17 protein-coding genes are annotated in these 22,884 nt (G+C 61.9%); 9 read left to right on the top strand and 8 right to left on the bottom strand.

Annotated elements, in window-relative coordinates:
• The first annotated feature begins 223 nt into the window (after positions 1–223).
• The 3 genes from VZC37_RS15625 to VZC37_RS15635 all read left to right on the top strand — a co-directional run bounded on the left by VZC37_RS15625 (position 224) and on the right by VZC37_RS15635 (position 1,877).
• Positions 224–574, top strand: a complete 351-nt coding sequence (locus VZC37_RS15625; protein WP_330433485.1) for a DUF6054 family protein — start codon at positions 224–226, stop codon at positions 572–574.
• A 285-nt stretch (positions 575–859) separates the two neighbouring features.
• Entirely contained in the window at positions 860–1,255 is a 396-nt protein-coding gene (locus VZC37_RS15630) for a hypothetical protein (RefSeq protein WP_330433486.1), read from the top strand.
• A 70-nt stretch (positions 1,256–1,325) separates the two neighbouring features.
• The gene (locus VZC37_RS15635) at positions 1,326–1,877 is read left to right on the top strand and encodes an LppP/LprE family lipoprotein (protein WP_330433487.1); all 552 of its coding nucleotides are present in this window, start codon (positions 1,326–1,328) and stop codon (positions 1,875–1,877) included.
• 914 nt (positions 1,878–2,791) lie between these two features.
• Here the strand turns inward: VZC37_RS15635 and VZC37_RS15640 are convergent.
• The 4 genes from VZC37_RS15640 to VZC37_RS15655 all read right to left on the bottom strand — a co-directional run bounded on the left by VZC37_RS15640 (position 2,792) and on the right by VZC37_RS15655 (position 7,245).
• Positions 2,792–5,257 carry a TPR repeat domain-containing protein gene (locus VZC37_RS15640; RefSeq protein WP_330433488.1) on the bottom strand — a complete coding sequence of 822 codons (2,466 nt, stop codon included), beginning with the start codon at positions 5,255–5,257 and terminating at the stop codon, positions 2,792–2,794.
• On the bottom strand, positions 5,257–5,580 hold the full coding sequence (locus VZC37_RS15645; protein WP_330433489.1) for a hypothetical protein: 324 nt from the start codon (positions 5,578–5,580) through the stop codon (positions 5,257–5,259). The genes VZC37_RS15640 and VZC37_RS15645 overlap by 1 nt, the downstream gene beginning before the upstream one ends.
• Before the next feature lie 403 nt (positions 5,581–5,983).
• Positions 5,984–6,418: a hypothetical protein gene (locus VZC37_RS15650; RefSeq protein ID WP_330433490.1), complete on the bottom strand. Its 435-nt coding sequence runs from the start codon at positions 6,416–6,418 to the stop codon at positions 5,984–5,986.
• A 593-nt stretch (positions 6,419–7,011) separates the two neighbouring features.
• Positions 7,012–7,245, bottom strand: a complete 234-nt coding sequence (locus VZC37_RS15655; protein WP_330433491.1) for a hypothetical protein — start codon at positions 7,243–7,245, stop codon at positions 7,012–7,014.
• Between the two features lie 520 nt (positions 7,246–7,765).
• Here VZC37_RS15655 and VZC37_RS15660 point away from each other — a divergent pair.
• From VZC37_RS15660 to VZC37_RS15685, 6 genes are all read left to right on the top strand, one after another.
• The gene (locus tag VZC37_RS15660) at positions 7,766–8,083 is read left to right on the top strand and encodes a transposase (protein WP_330430959.1); all 318 of its coding nucleotides are present in this window, start codon (positions 7,766–7,768) and stop codon (positions 8,081–8,083) included.
• The gene (locus VZC37_RS15665) at positions 8,080–8,973 is read left to right on the top strand and encodes an IS3 family transposase (protein WP_330431293.1); all 894 of its coding nucleotides are present in this window, start codon (positions 8,080–8,082) and stop codon (positions 8,971–8,973) included. The genes VZC37_RS15660 and VZC37_RS15665 overlap by 4 nt, the downstream gene beginning before the upstream one ends.
• Before the next feature lie 615 nt (positions 8,974–9,588).
• Complete coding sequence (locus VZC37_RS15670) at positions 9,589–11,505, top strand: hypothetical protein (RefSeq protein WP_330433492.1); 1,917 nt, start codon at positions 9,589–9,591, stop codon at positions 11,503–11,505.
• Positions 11,502–12,452: a hypothetical protein gene (locus VZC37_RS15675; RefSeq protein WP_330433493.1), complete on the top strand. Its 951-nt coding sequence runs from the start codon at positions 11,502–11,504 to the stop codon at positions 12,450–12,452. The genes VZC37_RS15670 and VZC37_RS15675 overlap by 4 nt, the downstream gene beginning before the upstream one ends.
• Positions 12,445–13,326 (top strand): DUF6339 family protein, encoded by an 882-nt coding sequence (locus VZC37_RS15680; protein ID WP_330433494.1) that lies wholly within the window; start codon positions 12,445–12,447, stop codon positions 13,324–13,326. Before VZC37_RS15675 ends, VZC37_RS15680 begins: the two co-directional genes overlap by 8 nt.
• Positions 13,327–13,376: 50 nt before the next feature.
• Positions 13,377–14,489 carry a DNA cytosine methyltransferase gene (locus tag VZC37_RS15685; RefSeq protein WP_330433495.1) on the top strand — a complete coding sequence of 371 codons (1,113 nt, stop codon included), beginning with the start codon at positions 13,377–13,379 and terminating at the stop codon, positions 14,487–14,489.
• A 1-nt stretch (position 14,490) separates the two neighbouring features.
• Here VZC37_RS15685 and VZC37_RS15690 read toward each other — a convergent pair whose 3' ends face one another.
• From VZC37_RS15690 to VZC37_RS15705, 4 genes are all read right to left on the bottom strand, one after another.
• Entirely contained in the window at positions 14,491–14,994 is a 504-nt protein-coding gene (locus VZC37_RS15690) for a very short patch repair endonuclease (RefSeq protein WP_330433778.1), read from the bottom strand.
• A 181-nt stretch (positions 14,995–15,175) separates the two neighbouring features.
• Positions 15,176–16,288: a DUF3320 domain-containing protein gene (locus tag VZC37_RS15695; protein ID WP_330433496.1), complete on the bottom strand. Its 1,113-nt coding sequence runs from the start codon at positions 16,286–16,288 to the stop codon at positions 15,176–15,178.
• A complete protein-coding gene (locus VZC37_RS15700) occupies positions 16,285–19,662 on the bottom strand; it encodes a type ISP restriction/modification enzyme (RefSeq protein ID WP_330433497.1) in 3,378 nt (1,125 codons plus the stop codon). Before VZC37_RS15700 ends, VZC37_RS15695 begins: the two co-directional genes overlap by 4 nt.
• Positions 19,659–22,745, bottom strand: a complete 3,087-nt coding sequence (locus VZC37_RS15705; RefSeq protein ID WP_330433498.1) for a helicase-related protein — start codon at positions 22,743–22,745, stop codon at positions 19,659–19,661. Before VZC37_RS15705 ends, VZC37_RS15700 begins: the two co-directional genes overlap by 4 nt.
• Positions 22,746–22,884 lie beyond the last annotated feature (139 nt).

Here is a 22,884-nt window from a genome sequence, read left to right on the forward strand (position 1 = left end):
CTGCCATCGGGACACAACCCGCGAATAACGCCCAGTGTGAGCCGCTGCGACGGTCAGCGCGACGTGTTGTCGATCAAACGAATCAACCCAGGTGCTGGGTGAGCATTTTGGAGAGGTTGGGGTAGGTCATCGAATCGGCGCGCCGGACGTCACTGCGCCCTCGCCCTGGCAGGATTGCGGCCTGACAATCCAGCAACCACCACGACCGAGATCGACACAGCACATGGCTAAACACGAGCGCACGTTCACCGGTGACTTCGACGAAGTCCTCCGCGCGATCCACCGAGGCGTCATCGCCGGCAGCTCGTCGGCAAGCTTCGAGGACTCGAGCGACCTCAACGTCGGTGACGTTCGTTGTTCGACCATGGTCTTCGAGCGCTACAGCATGGTCGGCGCCAACCGCCTGAGTCTCACGGTGACACTGGTCGGACGCGAACGAGATCTGGGCCTTGTCGCCATCACGTCCGGCGGTAGCCAGGCAATTTTCTGGAAGCTCAACTCCTTCGGCGAGGATGCGTTCCTGTCGCAGTTCATCGAGCAGCTGGACGTCATTGTCGGACGCCAGTCCGCCTGAGTCGCGTCTCCGTCCACAGCGACCCACGCAGCAATCCGATTCGTGTCGTCGGGACGAGTCCATGCCGCGGTAACGCCGCACTGGCTCGCCCCGATATGACCTGTGTCACACTTCCCGCTGCTCTGCGCTCACCGCAGGAAGGACCGACACATGCGACCACGACACGCTCAGCCCGGGAATGCCTCGATGTCGTCGAGGTCGGGGCGACATCGGGGAGGTCGATGGCGCACCCTCGCGCTGCGAGGGTGCGCGGTCGCCGCGGGGTGCGTCGTCGCGGTCACCTCCGTGCAAGCGACGGCGGAGGCGCAGCCGCAGAACCGGACGGTGCTCTCGGGCCCGATCTACTCCGTCGCCGACGGGCCGTTCTGCGGGGGTGTGATCAACCTGCTGGCCTCGCCGTCGCCGACGCGCGCACGGACCACCTACATCCAGGTGTCCGGCGGGTTCTACGGCATCTCCGGATCGTTGGCGCCATGCGGAGTCGGGGTGACCGTGCACTGGCGCAATCTCAGAACCGGCGCCAAGGGTGCTGTGCACGGTCGGGTGTCGGGCACAGTAGTCCCGTTCGCCGGGACGCTCATGTACCGGTACCCGGTCACGGGTTCGGGAGCCGTCGAGCTCACCGTGCAACCGCACCGGCCGTACCTGCCGAAGCCGCCTGTGCGCGTTCAGATCCCATGAAACCTTCGCCACGCCGGCCTCAACGTGTCGGCTCTCTTCACCCAGGTCGGGATGAATATCAGGAGTAACCATGCCATTTCGCCGACCATTCCTCGCCACGCTGCTCCTCGCCGCGACGGTCCTGCTGACCGTCGCATTGACCGCGCCGGCCGCGTCCGCCTCTCCGGCGGGCAGCACTCCGGCGGCGGGCACCGAGGGCCGCGGGCTGTGTCTGGACCTGAACGCGTCGGAGGTGAAGCGGGGTCTGCGTGAGATCGGGCCGCCGCTCGGTCGATCGGATCTGCGTTGGGTGGCTCGGAGTGGGTCGATGGCGCGGTCGATGGATCGCACCCCGAACTGTCCGTTCCTGATGTGGGCGACGTTCGACACCTCAGGCGGCACCGCGTCGTCGCCGGTGGCGGTGCTGCTCTTCCGGCCCGGCAGGTATCTCGGGGTGACGAATCGTCCGACTGGGTACACCCGGGTCAGTGGGTTCACCCCGTTCAGCGTGACCGTCACCTACCGGTGGCCGCGGCCCGGCGACGCGAACGCCAACCCGACCGGCGGGCCGGTGTCCTCGTTCTTCTTCCAGGTGTTCGATCGGGTGTTCAGGTTTGGGGAGTTGCCGCCGGGGGTGGGGTGACCGGACAGCCTGCTCCTCATCGACCACCACGTTGCGGTGCCGGCCTCAGGCGTTCTCGCCTGTTCGTTCAATCCATTCCGGGTAGTCCGGCGGTATCGAAGTAACACTGAGCGCTTCGTCAATGTTCTCGATACCTGCAGGCGGGAGCAGGACCGACGGATCAGAGGGGGACGGAGACCAGTCGGGGAACTTCTGACGCCACCAGTCGACGCATGGGGGTTGATTGGAGACCAGCTCTGGGTCGTGCGCGATACGGTCAACAGACCAGGAGCCGAACACATCCCAAGTCGGAACTTTGTGACCCCGAGGACTGTGCTCACTCTCGCTGTTGTCGTGACTCCCGGTCTCTCCCACCGGTCCGGAATCGCGACTGAGTTCGACCGTAAACGTATAGGGATGTACAGCTGTTCCAAACGTAGTCGAGGGTGAATAGTTCTCGGGCGGGCCTTGAGTCGGCGACCGCTGCGTATTCTGACGCAGAGTGCACACCATCGCCTGTACACGATCTACCGAACTTTCCAAGGCCGCAATGTGATACGAGAACAGGACAGTTTGCGGCCGCTCGTCGCTTACCTCTTCTGCGGTCTGCTCGGGGTCGCCGAAGAGCGAGCTGTAGTCATCGCGTGAAAGCCCCGCAACAGCACCGGCGAATCCCGGGTATGACTGATCACTCCCAGCCCACCGGGCCATTGTCGCGCCACCGAGCGCCGCCCTAACCAGCTCGGCATCCCTCGCCTGAATATCGACGCCAGTACTCGACGACCAAACGATTGAGTACGGGACCTCTGGTGACTCAGTCCGTTCGTGAACAAAGTCGTCTTCCGCTGTACAACCGAGCATGACAATCGAGACGCCGAAGACGGCACACCCAAACCGCAGACTTGTACGATTCCCGCGGATCTTGGAGGTCTTTGTTATTCCCATCGACGAGCCTCCGGCGAACTCCCAGTGACGTTATTATAGTGCGTTTCAAGCTTGTTATCGTCACTGTTCCCGGTTCGATCAAGCTGTCCAACAATGGTTTCGAAACCGGTTGAGATCTCCGATTGGACATACTTGTTCTGCCTGTTCTCGTCAACCAGCCCGGAAATCTGGTCGGGCGACTTTAGCGACCCGTCGCCGTTGAACCAATCAGCACGATTGTTCACGAAGTCCGCGTCCAACTGCGATCTCACGTCTCCAGGCACCGACGTCGCGATCAGCTGCCGAAGGTCCCCCAGGTTTTGGCCCTGTTCGAGCCCGTTACGCGATCCGATATCCGCCTTATAGTTCTCCGGATTGAAGTCGGTCCGCTGAGGCTCTTCACCGACGAACCCGCCTTCCAACTCGCCCCGGATGGCTTGCAACCCGGCGGAGGCTCCCGGGAATTTCGAATCGGCTACCGCTGAAGTCCCCTGCATCAGAGTGTCAAACGTTTCCTTCTTAATCTCCCAGCTGCGGTGAGCCGAATCGTACGCCGTCTCCGCAGCATCGTCGGATGCATACGTGAGACCTTCGTCGATGAGTCCCCGCAGTGTTCCCATTGTGGTGATGTGGTCGGCGGCAGACCCGTCATTGGGATCGTCAGCGTACTCGCGAGCTTCGCTGGCAACCGCATCCATGGCTCCGCCGTAGAAGATCTTCGCAGCCTCGGTGTCTGTGCCCATAAGGGCGAAGATCCTCGAGGATCCTTCGTAATCCGCTCCACCATCTCCATGGATAACGTTGTCGGCATTGAAGCCCTTCGGGCCAGGACCTTCTGACATGTCCACCCAACTCCGAGGATCGTTGTCACCGCCGAGTTCCCCGGCGTACGGCTGCATCGCACCGGCCAGCGAGCGCAGAAACTCGGGATTAACCTGCCCCACAGACTGATTATCGGCCCCAGGGATATCCTTGAGTGACTCCCACCCCTCATGGCTATGTGCGTATTGCGCGACCTTTTCCATGATTCCGCCAGTCAGCTTGGACTGGAAGACGTCATTGGGATCGTCTGGATTCGTGACAAACGCATCCTCACTGTCCGTGTTCACAAACGTTCCCGCGGCAGCCCCGTCGTCAGTCCATTGGACCGTCATCAGGTCATGTATGAAGTCTTGCCCGCTCTCGCCAGAAAAGGCGTCATGCACCGCGAGTTTGTCGTCTCCAACTGACAGCATGTCCTGAATATCGCCCGCGATGCTGGTTGTACCTCCATCGTCGAGGCGAAGTTCGCCGTCAACCTTCATGAACCGCATATTGTCGAAGAAGGGGTCCACACCCATGCCGGCGGGGCGTGGCCCGTGTTTCTGTTCATAGTCGGCCTGTGCATTGGTGTATTGCTGCGCTACATCCATCAACTTTTTGTTGACATCGGAGCCTGCCATATATTCCTTGGACGATGTATCGAGAAGTCGCCCAATGGCCGCATTGTCACCTACGCGGTTGAGGAAGAACCCTTTTCCGTTTCTGCTCTTGTCTACCAGGTTCGGATCGGTCAACGAGTCCTTTATTGACTGTGGGAGCACCGCCAGTCCCCCGTTGCCTGCGCTGCTGTGAACATTCGGGTTTGATATGACCTGCAGCCCATTCGCCAGCGCTGATCGGGCGGATTCGTCGCCGGGACGTGTACCGAATTGATCAAACGCACCAATGCCGGAGAGCTCGCCGTTACCGACGTCGACGGCTCCGGCGGCCAGTCGCATGTAGCGCATTTGTTCAGGTGCGATCTCGATCTGCTGGCCCCTGCCAAGCGTGGCGAGTTGTTCCGGAGTCAGTCGCATGGCGTGCTCAAACCGTGCGCGCTGCTCCGGGGTTGCCGTGCCGTTCTGAATCGCCTGAGCGTCACTCGCAGCTTTGCCAGGGTCGATCGTCGAACTGTTCTGCGCGATAGATGACGGCGTCAGGCCCGCCAGGGCACTTAGCCCAGCCGACAGTGCCGAGGACGCCTCTGACACCGCGGTGTCGGCCTCCTGCCCCAGAGTCAGCAACCGGTTGTGCCAGTCGTTGGCTGTCTGGGCGTTGTACTTGGCTTCGGGATTGGCCGTCCTAGACGGATCGAAGTCGATCCCGTACCCAGGATCGCCAGTCCGCAGGAAGTAACCCTCCGCATCGGCGTCACCCTTGGCGGCTTGGAGTGCATCCATCGCGCCGCGCACGCCGGGCTGGGCTGATTCCAGTGTGGTCGCCAGATCGGTCACTCTGTCAGAGATCGACTTCAGCCAGCGAGTCTCATCGGTCGCACGCCCATCGGCTGCCGATCGCGACACACCTTTCCACTGCGCAGCTGTCAGGTTCAAGACAGGGTCGGCGACTTTCGGCGCTTCTGCTTCTATGGACTCGTGAAGTGAGCGCAATGCCTGCGCCACACTCTGCATCAACTCCGGTTGCCACGCGACCACTTGGTCGTAGGTCGGCGTCATCAGGGAGCGCTCTCACCAATCGGCGGCATAATCGTGCGGATCCGCGTCGCGTTATACGCGTCCATCTCCTCGACTGCGCCCTTGAATCCCATGATCAGCTCGGACCAGCCCTTGATATGGCCGGCAGCGTTAGCTAGAGCTGACTTGACCTGCTGGTCGCCCTGCGACGCCGGTTGACGCATCGGGTCGCTGGCTCCGACAAACGCGCCCTCGAGCTGGCTGAATGGCGAGGTGAGCTCGAGCGCAGCGATACGCTCCCCGGTGTCCGCAATACTGGTAGCAGCGGCGGTCACCGCGCCTGGGTCGACTACGAATTCCGACATGTGGTTCCTTCCCCCGAACAGTCTTCATACCAGGTCAGCGACCACAAGGTTCATCTGGGCGGACCCAATCGGGCGTTCTTCGCCCTCGGTTAAGACGCGGCCCACGCTTCGTCGGTTCCATCGGACTCGGGTATTCAGGTCAGGGCCACACCGCCCGTGCCCCTATGACAGTGGCCACCAGGACGCCGGGCTGCGGGAGCAGCTACGAACCCACGCCCAAAACGAACACCGGCCCGATTTCCGTGTGGCTTCGCCATGGCTGCTCGACGAGGAGGTCGTCAAGAGGGCGCGCCCGGCAGGATCCCGACAATGAGACTGCTTGGCCGGTTGGTCTGTGTCGTCAATTGGATCGGGGTCGGGTCTACTCGACCGAGCCGCCTGATTCCGATGCGACGGTCCACTGCTAACTGTTTGACCAGATAATCCACGTCCGACCGGTGGCCTCGTCGGGGATGACCGTCAGTTTGCGAGTCGTTTGCTGCTCGCCATTGTGATTGATCTGTATCTCGTCGCTGCCGTAGTAGAACGGCTTGCCCGATCTCTCCTCGCGCGAGAAGTACGAGCACTCGACGCACGATGCCTCGCTCTGAGTCAGGGTGATCGTCGGGTACTGCGCGACGTACTGATTCCAGGTGTCGGTGGGAATCGTGAACTCAAGGTTGACGAATGTGCCGTCGCGGCCGGTGGCAATATCTGATTGCGTGTCCTGCGCCGACGCCGGCAGTTCTACCTGGATAATCTCTGCAGCGTCTGCTGGATCGTGTGAATCAGCTATGCAGCCAGCCAGCAGGAGTACCAGCATGGCGGCCGCCAATGCCACGACCTTCTTCTTTCGCACGATAGCCACCACCAGCCGTGTGTCGCGTGCTCAACGTAGCGGTGACATCGAAGTTCTGAGCCCATCCGTAGAGGTTGTTGTTGTCGATGAACGCTGGTCCGTAAGGTCGAGGGGTCGGAAGATGTCGATCCCCGGCTCGAAGCCGTAGCAATCGTAGATCCACATTCGATAGTCAATCGCCTCGCCACCTCTTGGTCGCGCCCGCGAAAGCCAACGCCAACCCGAGCGGCGAGCCGGTGTCGTCTTACTACTTTCAGGCGTTCGATCGGTGTCCTGGTTTGGAGGTGCCGCCGGGAGTGGGTTGATGACTCACATCCCGACCGAACTAGAAGCGAACGCGAAGATGACACCGAGAGGCGTAGCGAGAGCACCCACGAGCAGGCCGGCGCCGATCTGACGGATCACTCCTGGCGTCCCCAAGGCGACGAGACCAAGACACGCCGCGATCAGCACGAGGATGACAACCCAGAGCGCACCCGGTACGAGCCAGACCACCAAGCTGAGGAGCAGGGTGACGCTTGCTGCGAAAGGGCTTGTGGGCCCGAAGAAGGGACTCCGAGGCTCCCGTGACACGGTCTCAGAACGTGCACCTGTCATAGCGCTACACCAACAAAGACGATGGCGACGACGACATCGGCGAGTAAACCCGCAAGGGCGAATCGTCGGATCGGTCGGTTCGGCAACAGGAGGTAGGCGATCCCGAATACGACGGCAACGGCTCCCACGATGAGCAACGTTGCGCCCAAGTTGGGTTCCGCATCATCCAGCCACACACGGCCGTTGACGTAGAGAAGGGCCGTGGAGAGCACGATTCCCAACACAGTCACGGACCACGTGGGCCCGGCCCAGCGAGCCGATACGTCGGTGTGACTCACGCGATGCCTCCGCGTGGCCAGCCCGGCGACGGTGGCAACACCGGGATTGGCTGCTGATTCGGAGTGTCCCTGGGCGGAAGCTGGTGAGGGTCCTTGGGAAACTGGTTGGCGCAGGCTTCGTCATCTTCCTTGGGCCATGCGGGTGGCAGCGCGATGTACTTGTACGACGAAACCGTCCAGTCGCCAAAGACATCGCCGTGAGGCTGGCCCAGGTGACCACGCAGACCCGACGGTGGCTGTCGTCCCGACTTTTCGATCGTTAGCACGACTGGATACGTCACCGCCGGGCCGATCGTCCACTGAGTTGGCCGATCATCGTCGGGAAACAGCGATATGTATCCGTAACGGCAAACGACGATCTCTGAACTCCCCGGCATCTCGGTGCGCCTCAGCGGTTTATAGATTGAACCTCCCCAGTTTGAGTGGACACCTGAGATAGCGGGACGAAGGGTCCTGCTGGGAGGATGTCTACATGTCCAGGACGCGTCGGTCGTTTACGCCTGAGTTCAAGGCGGAGGCTGCTCGTCGGGTGATCGATGGGGGCCGGCCGGTCACCGAGGTCGCGCGTGAACTCAACGTGCATGAGAACTTGTTGGGCAGATGGGTGCGCGCTGAGCGGATGCGCGATGGTGTCGCCGACGAGGTGCGCAACGCCCCACCGGATCGGGACTTGTCGGCTGGTGAGCGCGCGGAGTTGACTCGGTTACGCGCGGAGCTGGCCGAGAAGGATCGCGATCTGGCGTTCCTGAAAAAAGTATCGGCGTACTTTGCGGCGCAGCAACATCGGTGAGCAAGTTTGAGCTCATTGCTGCGGAGTGCGCCGACCACGACATCACGAAACTCACTGAACTGCTGGGTGTTTCACGATCCGGATTCTACGCGTGGGTGGATCGGCAACGACGTGCGGAGCTGACACCGCGCCAGCAGCGCCGCCGGGATCTGGAGGTGAAGATCCTCGCCCATTGGCAGGCATCGGCGCGTACCTACGGTTCACCGAGGATTACGGCCGATCTGCATGCCGAGGGTGTCGCGGTCTCGGAGAACACCGTCGCCAAGATCATGGCCGAGATGGGTATCGAGGGCATCAGCCCACGCACGTTCAAGGTCAAGACCACCGAGGTCGATCCGACGGCAGCGTTCCCGCCCGACCGGGTCGGGCGAGTGTTCGACCAGGGCGGCATCGACCTGATCTGGACGTCTGACATCACCTACCTGACCTGCGGCGAAGGAGACGCATACCTGTGTGCGATCCGTGACGAGCACTCACGTCGGGTGCTGGGCTGGTCGCTGGCCGACCACATGCGTACCGAGCTGGTCGAGGCCGCCGTGGACGCCGCGGTGTTCACCCGAGGCGGGTCGGTGGCCGGCACCATCCTGCACAGCGACAGGGGCAGTCAGTACACCAGCCACGACATGGCCGCCGCATGCGGCAAGCATGGCTTGCGGCGCTCGATGGGCGCGACAGGAATCTGCTGGGACAACGCCGGCGCCGAATCGCTGTGGTCGACCGTCAAGCACGAGTACTACAAGCGACACGCGTTCACCACGTACGCGAATCTTACTGCAGGACTTGACAATTACATCAGATTCTACAATCATGACAGGAGGCACAGCTCGCTGGGGATGATCTCGCCTATCGACTTCGAGATCACATCACTGACAAGTCAGCAATCAAGCTAACCGTGTCCACTTTTTCGGGGGAGCCCCAGCAGGCGATCGCAAGGGGTATCTTGGCCACGATGCCCTCATTCGACACGATGGTGATGGAAGCTGGCATCGAGGGTTAGGCGCCGCGCCTGCTGGGGTGGAGTCGAATGTCCGCCTCCGTATCCCCGCAGTCGTGGGCGACGGATTTGCGGTGACGCTCGGCGGGTGAAGTGAAGTAACCCAGGTTTAGTTGCTATGTGGGCGCGAGGGCCGGGACAGCGGGCACGCGGACGTCTGAGCTCCCGGTCGAGGTGGCTTCGTCCACGGCTGAGGTGCGGCAGCCCAGAGCTTCGTGCAGCCGCTCATGGGGTTGTACCAGCAGACCCATTCACAGGTGGCCAGCTCGACCTGCTCGCCGGGTGCGCCAGGGCCGGGTTGGCGGATCGGTTCGGCCTTGTAGGCGGCGTCGGCGTTGACGCTCTCGGCGAGGGCGTTGTCCTAGGAATCGCCGACAGCGCGGACCGACGGAAAGATTCTCAACTCGATCAGCCGATCTGTATAGATCAGCGATGAGTATTGATCGCAGCTGTCAGTCCAGTCCGATATGGTGTCGACAATTCGGGCCGCGTGAACGAAGAGAGTGAATAAATGACTTTGACCTGGAAATGGGACCCTCAGAGCGCGACATACGGAAATTACGGAAATGCCAACCAATGGACCGTGAACGCCGGGATGAGTTCCCTGGCGCGCGAGAGTACACAGAACTCGAACGACGCCCGGACGGAGGCCACGCCCGCACTCGACTTCACATTTCACCTGCTCAGCGGAAAGCATCGCAAGGACTTCCTCAATGCTCTCGGCTGGAAGGATGAGCTCGCCAAGCACCTGCTGGCCATGTCAGAGGAGTCAGCCGGAGCAGTGGCTGCAGGTAATATCCGTACAGGCCTCGAGAAGCTCAGAGACTCGGATTCGATCATTCTGCTGGCGGTCTCCGACTACGGTTGCCGCGGGCTCACCGGGCCCGAGTTCTCCAACATCGACACCGCCGAGTTCGGCAACTTCATCAAGCTGTGCAGGCTCGACCTGTTCAGCGGCAAAGACAAGGCAGCAGGTGGGAGCTTCGGGCTCGGCAAGGCCGTCTACTGGCGCTTCTCCAGCATCCAGACCGTCCTGTTCAATTCGGTCCTGGCCGATGCTGACGCTGTCGACGGGAACACGCGAAACCGGTTGTTCGGCGTGAACCAAGGTGTCGCCCATCGGCTGGATGGCTCGTCCTACCAGGGCCGCGGCTACTTCGGCATCCAGAACGCCCAAGGCGACGTCGCATCGACATGGGCGACCGATCAGGAGACCCTTGATCTCCATCTCCAACGCACCGATCCCCGACCCGGGACCACCGCTTTGCTGGTCGGCTTCCAAGACCCGGACGATCCGGAGAAGGGCGCCCGCGGCATCGAAGGTGTGAAGGACATGGCCACCGAACTGCGCGCGGGCGTCGAGGAGAGTTTCTGGCCGCTGCTCGCCCGCGGGAGAATGGATGTCTCCATCACGGTCAAGGAGAACGGCCGAGCGGTGTCCGACATGGAGATCGATCCCGAAGAAACGTACGCCGAATTGGTCCGTGCGTTGAGGCGATTCGACGCCGGGGACCTCGATGACGAACTGTCCGAACCCTATTCGGTGATCGTGCGAGAGGTCCCGATCCAGGTGCCCGCCCGCAAGTCGGAGCCGCGGCACACGAAGTTCACACACAACGCACAGTTGGTCGTCACGATCTCCGATGAACAGAAGGACACCCTCGAGAACAAGGTGTGTCTGTTCCGAAAGCCGGAGATGATCGTCGAGACCATCGACAAGACCTTCGAGAACCACACCTACCATGGCTTTCTGCTGGTCGGAGGCGCCGTCAGTCCCACAGACGATGACCCGGACAACCAACTGGCCGACGATTTCCTGAGATACTCCGAACCCCCGGCCCATGACCGGTGGATTCCGCGGGGCGGACGAAGCAAGACCTCACAATCCAGTTTGAACGCGCACTACGTGCCCCCGTGGCTACCGAACCTGCGACGGATCGAAGAGCAGATCAACGCTGCGCTCTTCGACATCTTCGGCGCCGCCCCACCGACTGACGGCAAGCCTCCGGAGTCGGTCTTCAAACATCTCCGATTCTTGTCGGGCGACCCCGGCAAGGGCGCCGCGGGGACCGGACGCACGGCCAAGCCAACGGTGACGATGACATCCTGGGAAGTCCGGGACGGTCAGTGGCACCTGACCTTTCAGATCAAGGCCCGGAATCGGAGCGATGGCTGGCGGATCGCGCCGGCGTTGATGTTCGTCGGTCTCGACGGCAGGAACGTCGAGGTCGCATGGTCGAGCCTCGCCTCGGCCGATGCCGAGGTCGACGACGGCGTCGTGGTGATCCCTGGCAAGGATCGCGGCCGATTCGTCTCCGCGACGATCACAGGTGTATCGACCGACTCTCTCCCGATCCCTGCCGAGGAGGCAACCGTCGACGTCGAGGTACGCGACCTGAGCAATCTGAGTCGGGAGGCAGCGAAATGAGTCCTGTCGTCGCGTGGCCCACGTACAAGGGTCAGTGGGCGTCGCACTTGCTCGACGTCGCCACAGAGTCCGGCGCAGCCGTGGAGCCCGACGGAGATAGATACCGGCTTCACCTTGACGACCTTGCCTGGCACACTGTCACGTTCACGCTGAACCTGTCCCCGACAGAGCCGGCCCCTGCCGGTCTCGTCGCGCAGCAAGGCTTTGCACTGGTCGCTTGTCGCGGCACCAATACCCGGATCCCTTTTCGCCTGTTCCCGGACGCAAGCAACCCAGATCGACTCTCCGGGCCGATAACCCTCAACCGCGAGGTCCTGGAGGATACGGCGACCCTGTCCGCCGAGATCACGGCACAGGTTGACGGTAGAACCCGAGTGGTCGCCCGCGCGATCCCCTGGACCATCGTGCTGCGGAGGTTCGACGCTCCGGCAAAGGCCGGAGAGCCTCCGATCACTCAGGTGTGGGTCGATTTCGACTCAGCTGACGCACCCCCCGTCGCGCGTAAGAACAACCGTGCACACGCGGCGCTGGATGCGGCCCCGGACAAGCCCATCCTGTACCTGAACTCCGGAATCCCAGGCCTGCAGATGATCCTCACCGCAGAGAACGCAAAACTGGAGCGCCGACGGCTACGAGACATCCTCGGATCGCAGATCGCCCGCTACACGGTCTCGACACTCTTCCGGCTCGCGGCCGCCGATGTCGTGGCGGACGGTGACGATGATCCGATCGGTCCCTCTGATCCGCTACTAAGAAGTACGTGCGAGAAGGTCGCTGGCGCCATACCTCACTACACCTCGGTAGATGAGTTGTATTCAGCGCTCGTGCGAACTACGTCGCGCCCGGGCATCGCCGATCTTTGGGCGGACATCGACGCCGCAATCGATACTCTCACCGATGCATCGTCCACAGCCTCCACCGCGACGTCGGAGGTGCAGTATGTCTGAGGTCGTCTGGCGGCTCACCGAGTCAGTGGATGCGCGCGAGCGACTCCGCATGTTCGTCGAGTGCGACTGGGAGCTCCATTCCGAGCCGCTTGGGCGCGCCGGCGATTCAGGGACGGCGTCCCTCGAAAGCGTGGTCGACCTGATAGAGGAGTTCACTCGGCGTAAGGGTACGTGGGCTGATCGCTCCGCCAGCGACCGATGGTTGGCGCCCCGGCTCCACTACGCGCTGCGACTCAGTCGCGCAGAGGCTTCCGACCCAGACCTGTGGGCATGGCTCGGCATCCGCTTCCTCGACTACGTCGAGTGGCGGTGGCCAGGCAAAACCGGCACGGCCGAGAATCGTTTCCGCGGCCCTGTCCACAAGCAGGCGTTCGCCCGACTCTGGTGGGGAGCCGAACTGTTCCGCAACGGGTCGGACTATCGCCCAGTCGAAAAGGCGTTCATCTTCCAGGACCTCCCTAACAGCTACCTGCATAGGCCGATCGTCCGTTGTCGCTCACTTGCTCTGGCTCTTGTCGAGCTCATCTCCATCGACGATTCCTTGGGTTCCGGCCCAAAGTCCGCTGATGACATCAACGACCTGGCTCGGGTGCTGAACCTTGCCACCGCGGGCGCGCCACCCGAGACCGAGACCGACTTCCAGCAGGACGATTTCGCTGGGTACCAGCAGTGGCTCTCGCAGATCCCCGACATCCCAGTGAGCTGGAACGCACTTCCCGACGGTCCCGGATGTGTGGACACAAGCAAGACATCGATCAGCGGCGGAACCACTATCGCGGAACGCGCCTGGTCGTATGCCTACGACGCTGCAGCCAGCGCGGGGACTCGCTCTGCCGAGCGCCGGAAGTCCGTTACCGCGGAGGCATCCGACTGACCGTTGCGGCCTACGGGAACTTGACGGTCCCGCCGGCTACGATCTCTCTCATGGTGTTGGGAACGGGAGGGGCCGCCGGCGGTGCGCGGATCGTCGACTTGTTCGCCGGCCCGGGTGGCCTCGATGTGGGGGCGGCATGGCTGGGAATCCCCGCCGAGGGCATCGAGCTCGACGACAATGCCTGCGCGACAAGGGCTGCCGCGGGTCTGGACACGACCCAGGGTGACGTCCGGGACTTCGGCCCCGCGGACTTCCCTGACGCGACCGTTCTCGCGGGTGGGCCGCCGTGTCAGACGTTCACGGTGGCGGGAACAGGAACCGGGCGCAAGGCACTGGACGACGTGGTCGCGCTCGTGGACCGGATGGCGAACGGTGAGGACGCGGCCGACAGCCTGAGCGTGTTCGATGACGAGCGGACCGGCCTGGTGCTCGAGCCGATGCGCTGGATTCTCGAGGCGTTGCGCCAGGACAGCCCGTACGAGGCGGTTGTTCTCGAGCAGGTGCCACAGGTGCTACCTGTCTGGGCCGCGTACCGAAAGGTCCTCGAAAGATTCGGCTACGGCGTCGATCACGACGTCGTCCGCACGGAAGAATTCGGTGTTCCGCAAACCCGGCGTCGAGCTGTACTGATTGCGAGGCTCGACGACGAAGAAGTCGCTTTACCGGAGCCGACCCACCGTGCTTTTCAGCGAGGACAACTGAAACAGTCCACTCGGAAGCTCGAGCCTTGGGTGTCGATGGCGGACGCACTTGACCGCACCGTGCCGTTCACGGTCATCTCGAACTACGGCAGTGGCGGTGATCCCCGCAAGCGAGGTCGACGGCAGTCGGACGAGCCGGCCGCGACAGTCACGGGCAAGATCATGCGCAACCGACTCGAACTCGCGAACGACGACTTCGGGCGTTTCACCCTGCAGGAGGCGGGTAGGCTTCAGACATTTCCGCGTGACTATCCCTGGGCTGGAAGCGATGTCGGGCAGCAGATCGGCAACGCCATCCCGCCTCGCCTGTCGGTTCATGTTCTAGCGGCTGCATTGAATCTGTTGATCGACCGCGAGGAACTGGAGCGATCAGTGCGCTCACCGTGGAAGGTTTCGAGAGACGGCGGCGTCGCCATCCCCATCACAGCCCCCTCCGCTGAGCTTCTGGATCTCGTGAACTGAATCACCGTGACCGGCTGGCAGACCTCAGTGCGCCGAGCTTCGCACAGATGACGTCGGCGACATCCTCCGGGTCCTCGTGTTCCCAGAAGCGCAGCACATGCCAGTCCCGGTCAGAAAGATCTGCGTCAGTTCGTCTGTCTCGTCGCACATTGTTGTCCAGCTTCTCAGCCCACCACTCGGCGTTCGCCCGTGGGCGCGTTGCGTGTTCGGGGCATCCGTGCCAGAAACAGCCATCGATGAACACAATGAGCTTGAGGCCGCGCCAGACAATGTCGCCTCTCACCCGCAGTGCCGGCTCCGGCCGTACGCCGACTCGGAATCGCACTCCGCGCGAGTGCAAAGCCCGCCGTACGAGCAGTTCGGCTTGCGTATCTTTCCGCTTCTGTTTGCTCATCCGAGAGCGCACCGACTCCGAGGATGCCGGAGGGCGTTCCTGAGTCGACTTGGGAGACAGTGATCGGGTAGACGCAACTGCCTCATCGCGACCGATCGAACAGTCACTCACAAAGCTGCTTTCGCTGATCCATATGCACCTTAAGGTTGCCAAACGCCAAGTTTGAGGTCCGCGCTCTCACAAAGTCGCACTTGACATCTTGGCGCACGTTGCGTGGGCACACTACAGGGTGGCTGCAGGTCAGCATGATCGTGTCAGCCTTGTTCTTCATCGATTGCTCGGATGGCCTCGACTACGGTCCCTCTATGAGTTGCGACATGGCTTTGGAGAGGTGGGCCACGACCTGCTTGGTCCGACGGCTCCGGCCAAAGGTCTGTAATACCGCCACAGCGAGGTCGTCCTCGCTGAGCTCTTCGCGTCTTTTCCGAATGAGGCGGGCAGCGTTCGCAATTTCGACCGGACTCACATGAACGAAGGGCCGATCTACCGAGCTGTCATTGGGACGGAACTCTCGCCATGAGCCGGGATCTATCTCGCGGGGCCAGACGAAGCGGTCCGAATCAACGAACAACCCGGCCTGCTGGACATGGTAGGTGAGCTTCCGCAAACGAGACGCCCGAACACGTTGAAGCCCAAATGATTTTGCCGTCATCTGCACCAGCCGGTCGAGGTGTATCGGACCCTCGTACGTTGCGATCTCGACTGCCGCGGCACGGACCTTCTCCTTGGCAATCTTCTTGGGGAGGTCGTCAAGAACGTCCACGTCCCCAACTCGCACGACAGTCCACGGCTCGAAGATGAGCCGCTTATCGCCGATGACGCTCGGTTCACGCACCAGGACTGATGGGTCCGGTGTGACGACCTCGGCTTCGGTCTCATCCACATCCGCGTTGGACTCCTCGACAAAGGTGACAGTGGCCAGTGTGACCGCTTCCTCCGCGGCGGTCTGCACGGTGACACCTTCCGCGGAGGCGAGCGCGGCCAGCGCCTCGTGACGGATCTGCTTGGCGTCGTCCAGCCCCTCATCATCGAAGTGCATCAGCAGTCGCACGCTGAAGTCGTTCGCACGGAACGCTTCTTCGATGGAGAAGTCGTGCATGTGGGCCAGCTGATTCCGGACAATGCGCAGCTCGTTGCCGAGGGTGCTGACGGTGCGCAGCTTGTCGTCGAATGGGTAGCCGAAGTCCCCAAGTCGCTCGGTGAGCATTCGGAGCTGCGCCTGGAGGTCGTGCACCCAATACTTGCGTCCGGCGAAGTACCCCTTCTTCTCATCGAGGATTTCCAGAACAACAGTCCACGGATGCTCACCGAGGTCACCGGCGAACCGCGCGTTGATGATCGGGTCCAGCCGTTTCGCGAGGTGGTCGAGGCCTTCCTTGACGGACAGATTGGGCTTGAAGGTCATCTCGGGGCCTTTCGCTCCGCATCGGTGGGTATCGGCAGTTCGGTGGCAAGGAATACTGGTCCTTCAACAACCTCTTCCAGCAGCTCGGCCGCAGTCGGCGTCACCTGCACCGTGTACTCGAGGGTGTGTACGAGCAGTAGTAGTTCATCGGTGAATGTCCACTTCGCCGGACGAATGTCGTCGAGCGGACTCGACTTCTTTCCCTTCCGCTTCGCCATGCGGTAAGCCAGCCAGGACTGCAGGACCTTCAGTCCCGACACCTCGAACTCCCACACCTCAGGGGCGACCGGCCCGAAGCATCCAGACCCGACACGTACAACGCATTCGGTGCGCTCGTAGCTGAACTTCTCGGGCATTCCGCTGACTGCCGTGATCTCCTCGGCGGCGCCGGCAACGGTTGCGGGTTCACCGAACCGCTCACCCCAGGTATGCCACCAGAGCAAATCCCTCCCGAATGCGGCCACGCGGGCGAAGGCGTTGTGATTCTTGGTGATCGGGACATGCACCGGACCTGCCTGCTCGCCGAGTTCCTCGGCGAAGCGTTCAGCGAACGCGGCGGTCCCGGTCAACGCGTACACGTACGCTGCCACGTCCTCGGCCGTCACCTCGGAACCCAGCGCAGCGGCGAGGGTGTCGAGCAGGTGTGGCGTCAGGTTCGGAGTCTTCGCCTTCGAGTCTCGCCACAACGGCATGACGTCCCTCGCGCCGTACGAGCCCCGGAAATGGTGGAGATCCGGAATGTACGGGGTCGCCGTCACCACGGGACCGCGACCGAGCTTCGTCGAGGTGAGGGTGGTGAAGAAGGCTTGATCAGGACCCATCGTTCGCCACAGGTCCGGCCTCATCCGGTCACCCAGCCGCGCATCAGCCAGAATCCACTGCCGATCGAAGCTTCGGTACCCATAACGAGTCGTCGCCTCCGGTTGTGCTGACATGCCGTTCGCACGAATCGACGACAGCCGCGTGTCGCCGCTCAGGCTTGTCGTCTCCACGTCCAGTCCTCGGAACCCCGTGTCACGAAATGCCTCATCCTGGGCAACGCCCCGAAGGGCGAGAAGCTCGCTCCAACGCCTCGAAAGAACAGACTTCGTTGGGCCGATCGGCCAGGTCCGCTTGAGCTGGCTTCCGCTGTGAATCCACGGGAACAGCTCTGTGATCTCCGGCCACGCCTGGTAGTCGTTGGCGCTCACGGGTGTGAGGACGGAAAGTCCTGAACCGGGTACCTCGATCGTGTCTGCGGTCTCCAGATCGTGTGAATCGAGCCAGTCGAACTTCACGCCGCGGGTCCCGGCCACACGCGCGTAGTCGACGACGCAGCCACTGCCGCCGGCTCCGCGGACGCCCACGGCGATGGCGACGGGGGTGAGGATGTCGAAGACGTTCTCCTCGGTGCGAGCACCGCGTCCTTCGCCACCGAGGTCGATGACGTGAAGCTGGTCGAAGACGTCCCGGAAGTGGTGTCTCAGACCGCCGATCGACACGCCGTCCAGGAAGGAGGAGGCGGTGATGAACGCGACGATCCCCGGCCCGGTGGGTCGTTCGGTTGCTCGCCAGGTTCCGTAGCGCCAGAAGTATATGTAGTCGTTGTAGAGGTTCTTGACGTGCTTGCCGTGTCCGGCGGCGCGCATGGGTTCGATCACATCGTCGAGCAGCGGGGTGACTCCAGCGGTCCCGTGGCGCACGACACCGCCCTTGCGTTTCGCGGTGTCCCCGACGTCCTTCTGCTCGCGTTCGTATGGTGGGTTGCCAATGACGACGGTGAATCGGGCGTCCTGCTTGAGCTGGGCGGCTCGCTCCCCTTCTGCGGCCACCGGGTCCGCGATCTCCTCGATCATCAGCTGATTCGATGGGTGATCCAGCGTGTCCGTCAGCAGTATCGTAAGTTTCGGGGCGTCGACGTCGTATTCCATGGCCGCGAGCGCGATCCGAAGGTGCGCGATGGCGTACGGGGCGAGCATGAACTCGAAGGCGTGCATGCCAGGGAACACGACGTTCTGCAGGTGTGCAGGCCAATCTCCCTCGGGTTGCACCGATTTGAATGAGGCCTCCGCCTGCCGGATCCACTCCACGAGGAACGTTCCGGTGCCGGTTGCCGGGTCGAGCATGGAGGTGAATCTGCTGTCAGCCTGGATCCCGCCTGGCACCGGGATGTCCAGATAAGAGCAAACCTGTCCCCAGGTGCCGGAATCGGCAACGCCCAACGGAAGCCCGAAGGTCGTTTTAAGTACGTGGTCTACGGCACGGACGATGAATCGCACCACGGGCAGCGGTGTGTAGAAGGCGCCCGCGGAGATGCGGGCCCTAGGATCGTACTTCGCAAGGAATGCCTCGTAGAAGTGGACGACCGGGTCTTCTCGCTTGTTCTTCGCTCCGAAGTCGGCGACCACCGATTCCACATCGGTGACGGCCAGCTGTGCGGAGAGGTCGGCCAATCCGAGTTCGTCTACGTCGATCTCCCCGTCGGTCTCGTCTCGGAATCGGGTGTAGATCTCGTTGAGGAGGGGGTTTTCGAACTGGATCAGCGACGCGGCATCGCCCTCCTTGAACGCTTCCGGGTGCGCCACCCGTGCCGTGAACAACCCGTAGACCATTGTCTGGGCGTACACGTCGGCAAACTTCTCCACCGTGAGGTCGGCGACCAGTTCCGCTCGGAACTCGTCATACAAGGTCCGAAGTGGCCCCTCGTCTGTTTCAACTTCGTACAGGGCGAGAACCTCGGACTTGAGCTCCTGGGCGACCTCCGCCATGCGTGACGAGAGCGCTTCAGCGTTGCGGATCGGAGCTCGGTAGCCGCCAAAGCCCTGAGCATAGTCAAGATCCACCGTGATCGACGGCCCATTGCCCATCCAGCGCAGGTTGGGGACCGCGCGCTTGACGATCAGGTCGAGTTTCGCCTCCGTCACGCTGCCGCCCCAGCTCAGGGCCTTGAGCACCCGTTTGCCGTCGGCTTCTCGGAACCCAACCACGTGGAGTACGTCATGGCTGGGCTCCGAGAGGCAGAAGAACAACAGATCGCTGAGTTCGAACTGGGGGATCTTTCCAGCTCCCCTTCGTGACCGTTCGTTTCGGACCAGCCTCTGCACGAGGCGTCGAACCGCACCGATCGGGAGGCGACCACCCTCGAAGGCGAGGACGAAGACGCCGAAGGTCTGGGATTTCGTCAGCGGCGGGATCTGTGAGATCTGTGTGAGCTTGGCAACCTTCTCCGGGTCGAGGTGCAGCTCCTCCGGCTCCCAGTCGAGTTCGATGTCACTCAGCCCGAAGCCTTCGGGTATAGGCCAGTCGAGCCCATCGACCAGGAGGTCGAACAAGTGATCCGGCGATTTCGGTGCTGCCTTGAGCATCTGGCGAAGACGATTCTCGACCACGCTCATCGGACCTCCATCCAACAGATCGTCTTGGGGGCCGGCGCGTCGAGCGGCAACTGTGTCTCCTTGCGTAGGCGTTTGGTCTCGCTGCGTTCAAACTCGCGGAGCGTCGACTGCAGTTCGGCCTTGTCGCTGAATAATGCAGTTGCTGTGTTGGGTTCAGCGGATATCGCTTCATCGATGGTGTGCAGCGCTCGCTCGACCCCGTCAGGTGTGCGAAGTGCCCACTCGACCTCGCCGGGCTCCATGCGCCACTCGGGATCGGCCTCGTCGGATACCTTCGTGAGCACCGGGATACGGCGGCAAACGAACATGCTGGCCGGCGTCCCCGTCTTCGCAGTCGAGATGCCGTCCGGAAGTCGCTCGACCAGGCCATCGAGGCCCGGGTTGTCCTCCACGAGTTGGAGCCACTTCAGCCTCAACTCCTCGATAGGGGCAATGTCTCCGTTGTACTCGTCCTTGAACGCCTGAAACACCTTCACATCGTCGAAGATGTCGGACTCGTCGAAGAGCTTTCCGCCCGGGATTCCCAGGGTGGTGGAGATCATCAGGGTCTTGTTCTGTACCCGGTTGTACAGGGTGAGGAGCGTCTCGATCTCGTCCGGTGGCAGGAAGTTTCGGATCTGGATATGGCCGCGGGACTTCTTGGTGGACGGCTTCTCCTTGACCAGTGCCGCCTCGATCGCGGGGTTCATGCGGCGGTCGACACGGCCGATGCGCTGCATCAGACGAACCGGGTTCCAGTGGATGTCGTAGTTCACGAGCAGCGTGCCGTCCTGCAGGTTGACGCCCTCGCTGAGGACGTCGGTCGAGATGAGCACGCGCAACGGCTTCAGCTTAGCCCGGTCGGTTTGCGACACCTTGTTGTAGAACGGGGCGAAGCGCTTGATCATCGCGTAGCGGTCGTTGCCGCGAGTACCGTCGATACGATCGACGTCGGCCAGCCCCTCCTGCTTCAGCTGCTCTTCGAGGTAGCGGGCGGTGTCGGCGAACTCGGTGAAGACGATGACCTGCTGGCTGCGGAACTCAGGTGTGTAGATCTCCTTGTCGAGTGCCTTCTTCTGCTGAGGCTTCGACGGTTCGATCAGCAGGTCGCGAAGACGGAGGTACTTGTCGTCGACGCCTGCGCCGGCCTGTACCAGGCTCATGAAACGAGTCAGCTGGTCGAGGTCATCGAACGCCGCGTCGATCATGTCCTGCAGTCGATAGTCGCCACCAACGAGGTTGTAGTCGAGCTCGCTGAGTTCTTCCTCGGTGAGATCTTCTTCGTGCCAACCCTCTTCGAGGGTGGCGCGATACCGGTCGTGGATCGCCTTCAACGTCGGCTCGTTCGTCAAGCGCCATGTCGCGAGCCGATCCTCTTCGCTGGGGGCGATCTTGGTGTTGACCTCGAGCCAGTGGAGAACCTTCACTGACAGGTCGAGGCACGATCCCGCGAACGCCGCCAGGCTGGACTCGAACCGTTTGAGGAAGATTGTGCGGATCAGTGCGACGACTTGGCGCTGCCGGTTCTCGGCGATGGTGTCGATGTCTTTGTCGTTCGAAAACGCCAGTGGATAGTACATCGGCAGGGTGAAGAGGGGGGTGGCCCGACTGAACGCGGTTTGGAGTTCAGCGAACAGGGGAGAATAGAGCGTTCCGAACTCGTAGGGGACGACTCGGGGCACCTGGGTTTCCGGGAAGACAACTGTTGCACCCCCGGTAACTTTCGAACTCTCGACGGCATAGCGCCGGCTGTTCTGGTGAATGATCGACTGGAACAACTTGTCCTGCGCCATCATCGCGGCGACGGCTGCAGGATCGGGAACACCGCTCTTGAACGGCTTCTCCAACTCGACCGTGTACTTGCGCAGGCTGCTGATTCCGATGCTCGCGAAGTGATCGTCGGCATCAACCCCCGTGAAGAGTTCGGCCTGATGGACGAGATCGAAGAAGGTGTTGTTGATCGGGGTTGCGGTCAACAGGAACACGGTCTTTCCCTTGCAGACCTCCAGCATCCGCCACCACCGGGAACCCCACGGGTTCTCGTCGGTCGCCGCCTTGCCGTGATTCCGGAAGTTGTGTGCCTCATCGATGATGATGATGTCGGCACGCTTTGCGAGGTGCTCGATCTCATCCGACCCACGCTTCGTGGTGAGATCCGTGTGTGCACGCACGAGCACGTTCGAGAACTGGCCGAACAGGTCGGGCAACTTCTCCTGGAGCTCAGGGTTCCATACCGCGTCTTGGCCGGTCTTGGTGGCCATGATCAACACGTTTTTGCTGTGCCGTACCGCGTAGTATTCGGTCAGCATCAGGCCGACGAACGTCTTACCAAGACCGACACCGTCGGTCAGGAAGCCACCGTTCCAGCGGCGCGACATCTCCACGAGCGAGTGAAATGCCTCCTGCTGATACGTCGCGAGCATGGGGTAGATGACCGACTCCGTCGTCTCCCAACTCTTGTCGGTGTGCGCAACATTCGCGGTCAACGCATGCAGCGCCTTGACGTAAATCTCGAATGGAGTGAACTCGCGTGCATTGTGTTCGAGCACCGACAGCAGTTCTTCATTGACCGGCGTCGCCTGGTCCCAGTGCCGCTCGTACCAGTCCTGCAGGTCGGCGACTTCAGGACCCTGAAAGCGCACATTCAGTTCTACGTTCTGAGTCAGGCCGGGTCGGGTGAAGTTGGAGGAACCAACCAGCGCGGCCGAACCGACGACTTTCAGTTTACTGTGAGTGATATAAGCCTTGGCATGGAACTTCTTCGGTTTATAGATCCGGATCTCGACCTTGCCGCTGCGGATCCCCCCAACCAATGCTTCAACTCCTGTGAGGAAGGCATCACCCGACTGACGCTCCACCACGATTGATGTATCGAGTGCTGCCGCGATGGCATCCGCAGAGGCTCGACTCGTCTCGCCACCGATGAGGAGGCGAATTTTGTCCACCTTCTGCCAAGCACCGTCGAGCGCCAAGAACGCACCAATTTCAAAGTGGCCGGTCGCGATGTCTATGGCCGAGCTAATGTCGCACCACTCACGAACGTACTCAAGCGCTTTCCAGTCTTCAGCCGTGTTGTCTACAATGAACTGCTCTCGTGTTGTCATCCAGCCATCCTTGCTTGTGCTGCCGACGAGCAAATCATCATCGAACCCCTCCTCAAAGTTCTAGCAGTACACATGCTTTCTCACGACACGCGTTCGCCCTATCTGCATCCAAGACGCGAAGCATGGTTTGTCCATGCTT

This window comes from Gordonia sesuvii, assembly GCF_036350415.1.
Classification (GTDB): domain Bacteria; phylum Actinomycetota; class Actinomycetes; order Mycobacteriales; family Mycobacteriaceae; genus Gordonia; species Gordonia sesuvii.

Excerpts from the sequence above, each read along its gene's own strand:
- VZC37_RS15625 (WP_330433485.1), top strand. The coding sequence starts at position 224 with ATGGCTAAACACGAGCGCACGTTCACCGGTGACTTCGACGAAGTCCTC.
- VZC37_RS15635 (WP_330433487.1), top strand. The coding sequence starts at position 1,326 with ATGCCATTTCGCCGACCATTCCTCGCCACGCTGCTCCTCGCCGCGACG.
- VZC37_RS15640 (WP_330433488.1), bottom strand. The coding sequence starts at position 5,257 with ATGACGCCGACCTACGACCAAGTGGTCGCGTGGCAACCGGAGTTGATG.
- VZC37_RS15645 (WP_330433489.1), bottom strand. The coding sequence starts at position 5,580 with ATGTCGGAATTCGTAGTCGACCCAGGCGCGGTGACCGCCGCTGCTACC.
- VZC37_RS15660 (WP_330430959.1), top strand. The coding sequence starts at position 7,766 with ATGTCCAGGACGCGTCGGTCGTTTACGCCTGAGTTCAAGGCGGAGGCT.
- VZC37_RS15670 (WP_330433492.1), top strand. The coding sequence starts at position 9,589 with ATGACTTTGACCTGGAAATGGGACCCTCAGAGCGCGACATACGGAAAT.
- VZC37_RS15675 (WP_330433493.1), top strand. The coding sequence starts at position 11,502 with ATGAGTCCTGTCGTCGCGTGGCCCACGTACAAGGGTCAGTGGGCGTCG.
- VZC37_RS15680 (WP_330433494.1), top strand. The coding sequence starts at position 12,445 with ATGTCTGAGGTCGTCTGGCGGCTCACCGAGTCAGTGGATGCGCGCGAG.
- VZC37_RS15685 (WP_330433495.1), top strand. The coding sequence starts at position 13,377 with ATGGTGTTGGGAACGGGAGGGGCCGCCGGCGGTGCGCGGATCGTCGAC.
- VZC37_RS15695 (WP_330433496.1), bottom strand. The coding sequence starts at position 16,288 with ATGACCTTCAAGCCCAATCTGTCCGTCAAGGAAGGCCTCGACCACCTC.
- VZC37_RS15700 (WP_330433497.1), bottom strand. The coding sequence starts at position 19,662 with ATGAGCGTGGTCGAGAATCGTCTTCGCCAGATGCTCAAGGCAGCACCG.
- VZC37_RS15705 (WP_330433498.1), bottom strand. The coding sequence starts at position 22,745 with ATGACAACACGAGAGCAGTTCATTGTAGACAACACGGCTGAAGACTGG.